This is a genomic window from Priestia sp. USM5 (assembly GCF_058323215.1).
The window spans coordinates 2,750,135-2,762,189 of record NZ_JBSGKN010000001.1; the positions used below are offsets into that span (position 1 = coordinate 2,750,135).

A 12,055-nucleotide genomic window follows, 5' to 3' on the forward strand; every position below is an offset into this window, starting at 1 on the left:
ATATTTTTCTCCTAAATCAAGCGTGCGAAGGTATTCGCACGCGATGCTGTTTATGCTACGTCATAACCTTGGTCATCAATAGCTTCTTTAATATCTTCGACCGTTACTTGACTTGGATCAAATGCAACCGTTACTTTTGCATCTTCTAAGCTTACTTCTACGCTTTTAACGCCATTAAGTTCGCCTACGCTGCCTTCAACAGCTTTGACACAATGACCGCAAGACATTCCTTGTACTGATAATGTTACGTTTTCCATTTCTAGCATCTCCTTTATTTCATTAATCGTTTAATGGTTGTTAATAATTCATCCACTACTTCTTCATCACCATCTTGCACACGTTCTACAATGCAATGCTTCAAGTGACCTTCAAGCAAAATTTTACTTACACTATTCAAAGCAGACTGCGCAGCTGCGATTTGAGTAATCACGTCGTCACAATACGTATCTTTTTCAATTAATCCTTTAATTCCTCGAATTTGTCCTTCAATTCGATTTAATCGGCTTGTTAGGTTTTTTTTCACTTCTGGAGAATGGTGACTTTTTCTTTCACTATTTATCGTACAACATTTTTCTTCACTATTCATGTGATTCGCTTCGACCATCTAACATCCTCCCTTCATAACTTCATGATACTATACCCCCCTACCCTATGTAAAGCGAAAAGCTGGCTTCTGCTTACTTTATCTTTTCACCAATTTCAGTAGCTATGCTCATATCATTTTCAACTAACATCAACCCACTTATAGCCTATTCCCCATACGGTTTGCAAGTATTCGTCTACGGGAAAGCCCGCTTTTCTAAGCTTATCCCGAACATTTCGCACATGGGAGTCAATAGTACGGTCTCCAATCTCCGCCTCATATCCCCACACTAACACAAGCAAGTCGTCTCGGCTGAACACACGATTTAAATGCTGAAGAAGTAACCCCACCAATTCAAACTCTTTAGGCGTTACTTGAATCTGCTGATCTTTATATTGTAATACGTGATTTTCCTTGCTCCATACTAACCCTTTGTAGGTGATTTCATGTTTTTCCTTTAACGAACGTCTAAGAACCGCACCGATGCGTGCAACCAATTCTTCTTCGCTAAACGGTTTGGTAATATAGTCGTCTGCCCCTATATTTAATCCTTTTACTACATCTAATGTTTGGCTGCGGGCTGTGAGCATAATGACAGGTAGATCAGACATTTTTCTTACTTCTTGGCAAATCTCCCACCCATCTTCGCTTGGCATCATAATATCTAATAACATCAAATCTGCTTTGTTACCTTCATAAAGATAGCGCAGCGCTTCTGTGCCTTTTTCAAATTTTATACATGTAAATCCGTTTGGCAGCAGATAAAGTTCTAGTAAATCCAGCATCCTTGCTTCATCATCTACTAATAAAATAGTTGCCATCCTATCCATCCTTTCTTAATACAATCTCTACAGTCGTACCTTTTCCCGTCTCGCTTGTGATTGTTATTTCTCCTCCATGAGCTTCTACAATCTCCTTTACAATTGATAAGCCTAATCCGTATCCTCCGCTTTTTCTCGAGCGGGATTTTTCCACTCGATACAGCTTGTCAAATACGTAAGGTAGATCTTTTTCTGGAATGCCTATTCCTTGATCTTTAAGAGTTATTGTCAATGATTCAGCTGATTTTTTTACACTTAAATCAATTTTGGTCCCTTCTTTTGAATAGTTCATTGCGTTATCAAGTAAATTGATAATCACTTGCTGAAATCTTTCAGGATCTAGTGAAACGTAAAGACCTTGAGGGCAGCTTATCTCCAGCTCCATCTCTTTTTCTTTTAAAGCTAAATGAAAATGCGCGCATACGGTGTGCAAATACATAGCTAGCTCTACTTTTTGTTTTTGAATAAAAAATGTATGCTGATCCAGCTGCGCCAGCTGAAACAAATCTTTGACTAACTGTGAAATTCTTCCTGCTTCTTCTTCCACAATAGCAAGGTACTTATCACGTTCTTGCGGTGTATTAGAAGGCCTTCTTGCTACGTCTGCATAGCCCTTTAAATACATCAAAGGCGTTTGAAGTTCATGTGAAATGCTGCTTAAAAATTCATTTCGCTCTTTTCGTAACCGCTGCAGCTCATTCGCTAACGACTGAATGGACATTCCTAATTGTCCAAGTTCATCTCTTGAATGAGCGCCAAGTTTCACAGACAAATCTCCTTGACTCAGCTTCTCAGTTGCTTTTTTCATTTTGATTAAAGGAGCGGTTATAAATTTAGACAGAGCAAAAATAGTCACAATGGAAAATAAAACGGACACAGCTCCCGCTACGTAAAAATGATGCTGTAGTCTCGCAATCATTTCGTGAATATCCTTTGTGTTTTTAAACATATAAACCATTCCGAACTGTTGATGGCCTTCTTTAATAGGTGATGCCGTGGCGATATAAGGTTTGCTTTTCCAGTCGCCTTGCATAATTTCACCTTTATATGTAAGAGACTTTCCTTTCCATTTCTCTACTGCTTTTCTTGCACCTTGAATTAAAGGTCTAGATGAACTGATAATTTTCCCTGTTTTATCCGTTATGATAACATCAGTTTCTGCTTCTGATTCCATCAGTGCAACATGGTTAAGCGTCGCCGAATCATGATGCTTCTCTAATACTTCCCGGTGACTGTTTCCTCTTAAACGCAAGCTTTGCAGCTCCTCTGAAATTCGTGTATTGGCAAGACCGCTATATAAATAGAAAAAGAGAGCGGCTTCAATTAGTAAAATGAACATTAAAAACAAGAGTCCAAGCTTAATAGAAATACGATTCATTTATTCACATCCCTTGCTTTCATTATAAAAGTAATAAATGAAGAAACTGTGCAGAATAAAACATACCTAATTAAATAACGGTTATTCTTTGACATTTTACCACGGGTATCTGACAGCTTAGCGTATGAAGTAAGTTTATCATACAGCAAATTTCGAACTTACGAAGCGTGCAGCAATACATAATCCAAAAGCAAAAAGAGATTGAGACATAACAAAATCACTCTAATCTAAAGACGAGCAAATTGGATAAGGGAGCTAGTATAAATTACTGGTCACACCGCAGTTGATTTCCGTGCAAGACTTCGCTTTCCGCGGGCGGCCGCTGAGCCTCCTCGTTGTTTCCGCTCCTGCGGGGTCTCACCTGTTCCGCTTTCCCCGCAGGAGTCTTCGTCTTACCCTCCAATCAACTGCTAGAAGCAACTATATACATGAAACCTACGTTCACCATACCAATAAAAAAATCCAAACGAGTTGGATTCTTCATCAAGAATCTCGATTCATCGTTCGGATTTTTCTTTAACTAAATTTGCCTCAGCCTCTTTTTATTTAACAATAATAACAGGACATTCTGCGGATTGAGCAACTTCGTGACTTACACTTCCTAGAAAGGTCTCTTTAACAAAGCCCTTTCCTCGGCTTCCTATTACAATGACGTCTTGTTGATTGTCACGTGCGTATTCAATAATTTTCTTTGAAGCGGTGCCTTCTACACCGTATGCCTCATATGGAATACCTGATTGAGTTAAATGATTGTGAGCTTCAGATAAAATATCGCGGTTTTCTTCTTCTATCAGTGCGTCCAAGTCAACGCTAAAAACAGGCTGCTGCAAGTGAATTCTTTCCTTAATATGTACAATTGTCAGCTTATTAGCATTTACGCTTTCAGCTAGTTTACTTGCATGTTGAAGAGCACGAATAGAAGGTGCGGAACCATCAAAGGCGACTAAGATTTTGTTATACATATCAAGAACCCTCTCTCTTTTTGTTCTTTCATGATGTATTACCATCTAGATGCTGTAGATGATAAAGCAAAAAATAATAAAGTAAGAGACTTCTTGATTTTTGCTTTATCATCCATACTATACTTTTACCGCTTTCAGAAAAAACAAAACATTTATCCGTTTTTTTCCATATGAAAAGCCTTTGCTCACTAGAAGCAAAGGCTGATTGTTTATGTTAGTAGGTTATTTAACAAACTTCTTTTAACTCTTCAGTTAAACGTAAAAAAGTTTCTTTATCTCTTTTTTCTAAAGACTGATCGATTTGCAGTAAAAGCTGTGCTTTTTTAAAGTCACGAAGAGATTTGTTTAGCACTAGTTGAGCTACTGTCGCGTCTGATACTTTTACTTCTTCTCGTGTCATTTTGCGGGACGTATAGTTTTCCATTACAAGTCAACTCCTCATCCTTTTCGCTATTATATAAGAAATCATATAATTATTCAAATATTTTTTCTTATTTTTCATTTTAAATTTGACCCCCAAAAACCGAGATTAAGACATAGCGAAATTAATTCAATCTAAAGACAAACAAATTGGATACATGAGCTGAACCGCTTGTGACACCGCTGTTGATTTCCGTGCAAGCGCTAGAAGCATCTACCCACATAAACGAAACCTACGTTCATCACAATAACAAAAAAATCCGAACGAGTTGGATCCTTTATCAAGAATCTCGATTCATCGTTCGGATTTTCTTTCCACTAAAATAATTTTGTCTCAGCCTCTTGTTATCACAACCACTCTGGGCGTGAAGAACCTCGAGGAACGAGAACCGTCTTATATTCCCCTGGAGTTTCCGACATTTCGATTTGTTCTGTAAGCCCTTGGTACAATCCTAAAGGTGTTTGGGCTGTAAAGAGATCCGGTGCAATGTACTCATGCTTCTCTGACGAACCAGCTGTTTGATGAGCATATGTTTTATCATAGATGCCCATTGATAAAATCCATAAAGATACGCGATCTAATGATACACGCACGCGGTAGCTGCCTCCTTCTTTTGCTCTTCTTTCTAGTGCCATTAAAGCACCAACTTCAAGCAGCCAAGAAACCGCATAATCATTTACCACTACAATAGGAGGCAGCTTAGGATTTTCTGGCGATCCTTCTAACGCCATGACTCCCGTTACGCTTCCCGCTGTTTGGTCAAATCCATTTCTTTTTGCCCAATCTCCTTGCGTTCCGTGCAGGTTAACGGTGCAGTGGATGATTCCAGGTTTTAATTTTGCACACTCTTCAGCTGTTAGACCGTATCTCTCTAGGAATCCGTAGCGACGGTTCGCAAAAAAGATATCTGCTCCTTGTAGAAGTTCAACCATTTTTTCTTTTCCTTCTTTTTCACCGATATCCAGCGTTGAAGAGCGCATACCGACATTAGACGTAGCGTAAATCGTATCATGCTCCCAATCCATTGGCTTCCAAATATTTAAGACGTCCGCACCGTGTAAAGCGAGAGCTCTACCGAATCCTGCTCCTGCAATAACGTGACCAAGCCCTAATGCTCGAATACCATCTAGCGGCGTTTTGGGATTCTTGGAAAAAGGAATTCGCTCACTTTCTCCAATCTTTTCAATTTCAATCAAAGGAAGCTGCGCTATTTCTTCATACACGGACTCATTCATAAACTCTTCAATTGTCCGCACAACAGGCATGATCACTCCTCGCTCCGCTGCAGCTTTTTCCAATTCTTCTGCATTCCATCCGCGAATCGCTTTTGCCACTGCATCAGAGTCTTCTATACAATTTAATAGCTTGAGCGTTTCATGCTTAGAGCGTGGATACGGATTCAGCGGCATTACCCATTTGCCGTCTTTTGTTTGATAAAAGCGAAAGCCTAATGGATTATAAGGATCATTTGCTTTACTCGGGGCATACCCATTAAGCTTTTCCCATTTTTTATCGTAAAAAGGTGATAATCTTCGGATCGCTTTTCGTAAATCCATATGAATATCTTGACCTTTTCCTCCGCATATTCTCCAAATTTTTGAGACAGCTACTGACTTAGCAACCAGTGCAATAGCTGCTGCTGAGGCAAGTCGCAGCGTACTAGGAACAATCGGATCTTCTCCGTAAAATGTAATGTTTCCTCCGCTGTCTTTTGCTGATAAGCCGACTCCTTGAAGCACATTTTCCAGCTCTTGATAGATATCAAAATCACTATTATCCGTTAAACGATTTTCATTTGCTTTCACAATAGATTTTGTTAGCTGACCTTTCGTAATGTTGCTCATGTGTAGTCCCTTCTTTCCTCATATAATTACCTCATTATGTCCCTGCTTGCTGAAGTTATGCCCTCATCGAGTTAAATCAAAACACTTTAAATATAACCTTTACGTTAACGTTAATATTATCTTAAAACGAATGTATCATATATCACTTGGGCGAACAAATAATTTGTTTCATAAACAAACAAAAGCGCTTTATGTTTTTGTACATAAAACGCTTTTTCCTATTTCATATTTTCTTTTTCGAACTACTTTTCGATTGGTTTTTTTAATGCATGTAAATTTTCTTCTGCAGAAAGCATGACCTGGTTCATAATATCTTCCGCATCTTTAATGGCTTGGTTATAAAAATGAGGACCTATATGTTCTTTAATAAACTCCAATACATTTTCCGCTGCAAATTCACTGATTTCTTCATCTCGTTCGTTATAAAAAAACGTTTGAATTTCATTCAGCATTTTATCTTTGTCTTCTTTTGAAAAATTAATAAACATAAACAAAACTCCTCTTTACATTGATATCTGTCTACCTGACATCATAGCAAGAGGAGCTGAGAAAATGCAGTCTTTTTTTCTTGTAATTTTTGTGTACAATGCTTGTGTTGATTTGAATTAGCTAGACACTTTCATAGCCGGTTTTTCTTTTATGCGGCTTGAGCGTTTTTTCATATCCTGTAAAATCTCTAAATATCTCTTTTCCGTCAACTCATATTTTACGAGTGGGACAAGTGATAACAAGCAAAGAATACCCGGAATAATCGTAAAGATTAAAGCAATCCAAATGAGCGTGCTGTGTGACTGAATTTGATTTGGCACGTACCCTACTGCTGAAAGGATGTACCCACCTACTGCTCCACCCACTGCTGAAGCGACCTTTGTTTTGAAAATATTCGTAGAAAACACCATTCCTTCTGCTCGGTTCCCCGTTTTCCATTCGCCGTATTCTACACAGTCAGCGAGCATAGATGTTTGAGCAATGTTACTAACCCCACCGCCAAAAGAAGCTAAAAAGCTTAAAATCATTACTGGCATAACGTGGAAACCCGTTGCAAACATTGTAAGAGTGGCTACAGCATTTAGGGCAATTCCCCCTATTGCTGCACGTTTCTTTCCAAATTTATTTGAAATGAAAGGAGACGCGATCGCTCCTACAATTTGTGCTGTAAAAAATAAGGTTAAATAAAGAGACGCGATATTCTCTGCATTTAAATTGTATTTAAAATAGTAAATAGAAAACGTAGTTCGAATTGTTAAAATCGTTTCAACTAAAAGCATTGAGAAAATTAGGTAGCGCAACGGTTTATTTTGAATAAATAAGTTCCAAACTGCTTTTGGCGTCTGCTTTTCCTGTCTTTTTACGGTATAGTTTTCTTTTACTCCTGAAAATGTAATAATCATTGTAATCATTAAGATACACGCATAAATAAGACTAAGCATAAACCAGTTTCCAAAATAATGAGCTAGTGGAAGAGTTAATAAACTAGCAAATAAAGACCCTACTGCTGCAATGGTTCTAGGAAAAGCCACAACTTTGTTTCGTTCTTTTACATCTTGTGTAATCGTTGCTGAAAGCGACCAATAAGGAATATCCATGATAGCAAAGCTTGTTCCCCACGCGATATAAGTGATATAAGCATAAATTAATTTTCCTGTGTGAGAAAGATCCGGACTAATAAAACACGCGACTGTAGCAACAGCTGCAAAAAATCCGCCTATTAAAAGATAGGGCCTAAACTTACCAAATCTCGTTTCTGTATTATCAACAATCATTCCGATAATAATGTCCGCAATCCCATCCCATATCCTAGCAATAAGAAATAAAGTTCCTACGGCTGCAGCATTTAATCCTACACTATCCGTATAAAAAATCATTAAATATGTACTTGTTAATGCATATATAATATTGTTTCCAAAACTCCCCATTCCGTATGATAATACGGTTTTGAGAGAAACTTTTGACTGTACCCCCATGTTCATGTAACCTAACTCCCTTCTCCTATAAAACGCTTTCATATCATATTATGAGTGACTAGAATCTCATTGCTTTATGAGATTCTAGTGTCCTGTTGCTACTACATGTTTTCTACAACTCGACTTTCGTAAGGCTGCAGAACAATATCTTTAAATACTTTTACTTCTGGCGTATGGTTCATAAGGAAGTAATAACTTGTCTCTCCAAGCTTGCGAGGATATACTTCAACTCCATCTTCACTTTCCGTATGCTCAATCTGCTGCTCTGTTACAATATCAAGCGCCATTTTTTCAAACGTTTTCCCTTCAATTCCACAGCCTACATAATAGACCGTCCCGCGACCAAACTGATTTTTTGTTACAGCCGCTTGATTATAAAATGGATCATCATACTCATACAGCACTTCAGCTGTTACAGGTGTGATAATGTCTCTCCACACGGACGCACTTGCTTGTTCTCCTTCATACGGTCCTTTTCCTTTAATAGCTGCTTTTTGAGTAGAAGACAGTGCTTCCACTTCATGAATTTCAATCCCTGTTATTTCTTTTACATATCCGGGCAGCGTCTGTTTAAAGTGAATATTATTTTGTTTGTCTTTAATGCCGGTTCTAAACGTAAAAACGATGACGCCTCCGTTTTCAGTAAATTCAGTAAATCTTTTACCTAGTTCTTTATCAATGATTTGCAAAGCCGGAACAACCAGTACTTTATAGCTTGAAAAATCTCTTGTAGCAGGAATAACATCAATGGGTGTATTCAACTTATAAAACGGTGTATACCCTCTAAGAAGCTCTTGCGTAAAGTCAAACCCTTCACTTTGCTGCTGAAAACGCCATGACCATATATTTTCATAGTCATATAAAACGGCAATCTCCGATTTAATATCAGACTCAAGCACATGTTCGTAATGAACGATTTCACTAAATAACGACTGAACTTCTTTGTAACGTTTTCCATAGTGATTATCGTGACCTACAATTCCGTAGCAGTATTGCTCAGCTCCTCTTGTCATTCCGCGCCAGCGAAAATACAGCATATTCGTGCATCCATGAGCAAAAGCTTGATAAGACCACATTTTTGCCTGATTAGGTCGCGGTAGATAACCGATGATATCATGACCTTGAGCACCCATTAATTCCTCTACAATCCAGAAATTTTTATGTAACAAGCCTCTATTAAAATCATGACCTAGTGCAATATGAGCCGGGGTAATCGGCTCTGTTTGACCGCCCCATACCGGATAATTATCATAGGATACAAAGTCCATTACTTCTAGGTTTTCTTCATGATCGAACCATTTATCAAAAAAGCCTCCTGATACGTTCGTGGTCAACAGCTGGTGATCACCTTTATATTTCTTCACAATCGCTGTTTGTTCGTGAGCGTATCTGTTTAACGAAAAAGAGCGAAAGCGGGCCCAGTCTAGCTTTAACGAAGGGCTGTGTGTCGTAATTGTTTTTACAGGCATAGGCACTTCGGTAAAGTCGTTATACGTTTGTCCCCAGAAAATAGTGCCATACTTTTCATTTAACTCATTAATATCTTTATATTTTCTTTCCAAAAACTGCTGAAACTCTTTATGACATTGTTCGCAGTAACACATATCACTGCCTTCATGGCCAAATTCATTGTCAACTTGCCATGCTACGATTGCTTCTTCTGAGCAGTAGTGCTTTACTAGTTGTTCTGTAATCTGAGCGCTATACTGCCGGTAAAGAGGAGAATTAAAACAATATTGACGTCTTCCTCCAAATGCTCTGACCGCCCCATTTTCATCTTTTGATAAAATAGAAGGATGCTGCTTCGCAAGCCAAGCCGGAAAAGTGGCAGTAGGGGTACCAAACATAACGTCAATACTCTGTTTTTTAAGCTTATTGATAACGCTATCAAAAAAAGAAAAGTCATATTGCCCTTCTTTAGGCTCCATAAGATGCCAAGCGAACTCCCCTATTCTCACCATATTTGATCCTAACTCTTTAATACCTTGGATATCTTCTTCTATCATATTCTCTGGCCAATGTTCAGGGTAATAATCGACGCCGATGTACATTTTTCTCTACTCCTATCTATTTCTTTATTTCATTAAATGAACGTTTTGCTGTTACTTGTTAAGGTATTCTTGGAAACGGTGATCAAAAGCAAAAAAATCACATTTCCTGTCTTCATAAATAATTCTCTATTCAACTTTTAAGATACATACTTTCTAATCTTTTAAAACGCTTACAAGTTTATTTTATGAACTTTATTCAAAATATTCAATGGTAAAAATTTAGAGAAAAACATCCTTTTTTTGCTCTTTATTAAAATAAAGAATAAAACGCTTACAAAGACAAATGTTTTTTATAATTCTTTTATATATCTTCCCTCACACTCCCCACATCCACATTTAGGTAATAAATTGCTTAAAAAACACTCTTCAAAAGTCATTTCTTTCATACATGTTATCTATCAATTAGTAAGAGTCATTTGACTTATCTATAAAATAGTAAAAATTCCAGAGCAGGTTTTTACCATTATTAACACATTGATCCTACGTTCACCATCACGACAAAAAAAAGACCGCACAATGAATCGATAATCTCGATTCATTGTGCGGATACTTCTTGGGCTAAAATACGTTTGTTCTACCTCTTACTTGCAGCTGATTATGAACACGCCCTTTTACGGATTTGTATTCATGCAGCTTCCATTTATACAAAACTCTTCAAACACAGGGTTCTTTACATTCTCCATTAACAATGGGGTTGCAACATGCTGGAAATTAGAATGACGAATTGTTAGGTTTGTAACGGGAGAACGTTCATAGGCTCGAATCCATAAGCCGTATTTCCCTCCATTACTTTGCAAATTTTCTATGTTGATATTACGAACAACGGGCGTAAAATTCCCTGTGTCTCCTTCTTCATAGTACATGTCTATTTGAATCACTTCACTGCCAACGCTTTTGACCGTATTGTTGCTAAAGTCGATATCTTCAATCGTTCCGCCGCGAACTGAATTTGTTTTAATACGCAGCGCCCGGTCTAGATTGGGACTGTCCATAACATTGTGCTGAGCAAATACGTTCCGGACGCTTCCTGATATTTCGCTGCCGATCACAACGCCCCCGTGGCCATCTTTCATTTCGTTTCCTTCAATAATAATATTTTCACTTGGTACGTTGATTCTTCTTCCATCTGCATTACGCCCCGACTTAATCGCAATACAATCATCTCCATTGTCAAAATAAGAATCTTTAATAAGCACATTTTTACTCGATTCAGGGTCTACTCCATCATTATTAGGACCATGACCTATAATTTTTACATCATCAATTAAAATGTTCTCGCTTAAGACAGGGTTGATTTGCCACATGGGCGAATTTAAAATGGTTACACCTTTTATCATGATATTTTTGCTGTGATAAGGCTGAATAAAACTAGGTCGCAAATAGTGCCCTTTGCCAAATACGCGCTCTTTAACAGGAACTTTCTCTTCTGCCATTTTAAACAGCAAATCGCGATCTTGCTGTTGATTGGGCTCGCCTTCTTTCCATCCAAACTCCTTTTTTCCTTTCCAGGGCCACCAATGTTCGTTATCACCCTGTCCATCTAACGTACCTTCTCCTGTAATCGCAATATTTTTTTCGTTATAAGCATAGATAAGCGGTGAATAATTATATAGCTCCACGCCTTCCCATCTTGTTAAGACAGCAGGTAAGTATTTGTCAGGATTTTGACTAAACTTAATGGTAGCTTTTTTCATTACATGAAGATTTACGTTGCTTTTTAAATAAATCGCACCGGTAACATAAGTTCCTGGTGGAACAACAACGCGCCCTCCTCCTGCTTTGTTAGCCGCTTCGATTGCTTTTTTAAAAGCAGCCGTTGAATCAGACTTTCCATCTCCTGCTGCTCCGTACCGCTTAATATTAAACGTACGGTTCGGAAATGAAGGAGGCTGAATTTGTTCTTTAACTGCTGTTATTTTTTCACTTGCTGAAAGAGCTTCTCCTTGGGCAGAAAACGGTAAAATAAGCATCAGAGTCATCACAAACAAAGAAAGCACATATTTTTTCACTAGCTTTTCCCCTTTCGTTTAA

Annotated in this window: 11 protein-coding genes; all 11 read right to left on the reverse strand. The window is 38.0% G+C overall.

The annotated features are described in order from the left end of the window. Nucleotides 1–50: 50 nt before the first annotated feature. Nucleotides 51–257 (reverse strand): copper chaperone CopZ, encoded by a 207-nt coding sequence (gene copZ, locus ACWATA_RS14845; RefSeq protein ID WP_099330866.1) that lies wholly within the window; start codon nt 255–257, stop codon nt 51–53. A 14-nt stretch (nt 258–271) separates the two neighbouring features. After that, on the reverse strand, nt 272–604 hold the full coding sequence (locus ACWATA_RS14850; protein ID WP_013056612.1) for a metal-sensitive transcriptional regulator: 333 nt from the start codon (nt 602–604) through the stop codon (nt 272–274). Nucleotides 605–723: 119 nt separating this feature from the next. Continuing rightward, nucleotides 724–1,404 (reverse strand): response regulator transcription factor, encoded by a 681-nt coding sequence (locus ACWATA_RS14855; RefSeq protein ID WP_028413687.1) that lies wholly within the window; start codon nt 1,402–1,404, stop codon nt 724–726. Between the two features lies 1 nt (nt 1,405). Further along, a complete protein-coding gene (locus ACWATA_RS14860; RefSeq protein ID WP_473049932.1) occupies nt 1,406–2,782 on the reverse strand; it encodes a sensor histidine kinase in 1,377 nt (458 codons plus the stop codon). Nucleotides 2,783–3,324: 542 nt separating this feature from the next. After that, on the reverse strand, nt 3,325–3,744 hold the full coding sequence (locus ACWATA_RS14865) for a universal stress protein (RefSeq protein ID WP_028413689.1): 420 nt from the start codon (nt 3,742–3,744) through the stop codon (nt 3,325–3,327). Nucleotides 3,745–3,970: 226 nt separating this feature from the next. Next, on the reverse strand, nt 3,971–4,168 hold the full coding sequence (locus ACWATA_RS14870; RefSeq protein WP_033578732.1) for an IDEAL domain-containing protein: 198 nt from the start codon (nt 4,166–4,168) through the stop codon (nt 3,971–3,973). Nucleotides 4,169–4,512: 344 nt separating this feature from the next. Further along, entirely contained in the window at nt 4,513–6,009 is a 1,497-nt protein-coding gene (locus tag ACWATA_RS14875; RefSeq protein ID WP_154991440.1) for a CoA transferase, read from the reverse strand. Nucleotides 6,010–6,251: 242 nt separating this feature from the next. Further along, nucleotides 6,252–6,497 carry a DUF2164 domain-containing protein gene (locus ACWATA_RS14880; protein ID WP_013082790.1) on the reverse strand — a complete coding sequence of 82 codons (246 nt, stop codon included), beginning with the start codon at nt 6,495–6,497 and terminating at the stop codon, nt 6,252–6,254. 117 nt (nt 6,498–6,614) lie between these two features. Further along, on the reverse strand, nt 6,615–7,979 hold the full coding sequence (locus tag ACWATA_RS14885) for a glycoside-pentoside-hexuronide (GPH):cation symporter (protein WP_033578731.1): 1,365 nt from the start codon (nt 7,977–7,979) through the stop codon (nt 6,615–6,617). A 95-nt stretch (nt 7,980–8,074) separates the two neighbouring features. After that, nucleotides 8,075–10,024 (reverse strand): beta-galactosidase, encoded by a 1,950-nt coding sequence (locus tag ACWATA_RS14890; protein WP_154991441.1) that lies wholly within the window; start codon nt 10,022–10,024, stop codon nt 8,075–8,077. A 611-nt stretch (nt 10,025–10,635) separates the two neighbouring features. Further along, nucleotides 10,636–12,033 carry a glycoside hydrolase family 28 protein gene (locus tag ACWATA_RS14895; RefSeq protein ID WP_223546531.1) on the reverse strand — a complete coding sequence of 466 codons (1,398 nt, stop codon included), beginning with the start codon at nt 12,031–12,033 and terminating at the stop codon, nt 10,636–10,638. Nucleotides 12,034–12,055 lie beyond the last annotated feature (22 nt).

What these genes read in the sequence shown, in the direction of transcription:
- copZ (WP_099330866.1), bottom strand. Translation starts at nt 257, where the DNA reads ATGGAAAACGTAACATTATCAGTACAAGGAATGTCTTGCGGTCATTGT.
- ACWATA_RS14850 (WP_013056612.1), bottom strand. Translation starts at nt 604, where the DNA reads ATGGTCGAAGCGAATCACATGAATAGTGAAGAAAAATGTTGTACGATA.
- ACWATA_RS14855 (WP_028413687.1), bottom strand. Translation starts at nt 1,404, where the DNA reads ATGGCAACTATTTTATTAGTAGATGATGAAGCAAGGATGCTGGATTTA.
- ACWATA_RS14860 (WP_473049932.1), bottom strand. Translation starts at nt 2,782, where the DNA reads ATGAATCGTATTTCTATTAAGCTTGGACTCTTGTTTTTAATGTTCATT.
- ACWATA_RS14865 (WP_028413689.1), bottom strand. Translation starts at nt 3,744, where the DNA reads ATGTATAACAAAATCTTAGTCGCCTTTGATGGTTCCGCACCTTCTATT.
- ACWATA_RS14870 (WP_033578732.1), bottom strand. Translation starts at nt 4,168, where the DNA reads ATGGAAAACTATACGTCCCGCAAAATGACACGAGAAGAAGTAAAAGTA.
- ACWATA_RS14875 (WP_154991440.1), bottom strand. Translation starts at nt 6,009, where the DNA reads ATGAGCAACATTACGAAAGGTCAGCTAACAAAATCTATTGTGAAAGCA.
- ACWATA_RS14880 (WP_013082790.1), bottom strand. Translation starts at nt 6,497, where the DNA reads ATGTTTATTAATTTTTCAAAAGAAGACAAAGATAAAATGCTGAATGAA.
- ACWATA_RS14885 (WP_033578731.1), bottom strand. Translation starts at nt 7,979, where the DNA reads ATGAACATGGGGGTACAGTCAAAAGTTTCTCTCAAAACCGTATTATCA.
- ACWATA_RS14890 (WP_154991441.1), bottom strand. Translation starts at nt 10,024, where the DNA reads ATGTACATCGGCGTCGATTATTACCCTGAACATTGGCCAGAGAATATG.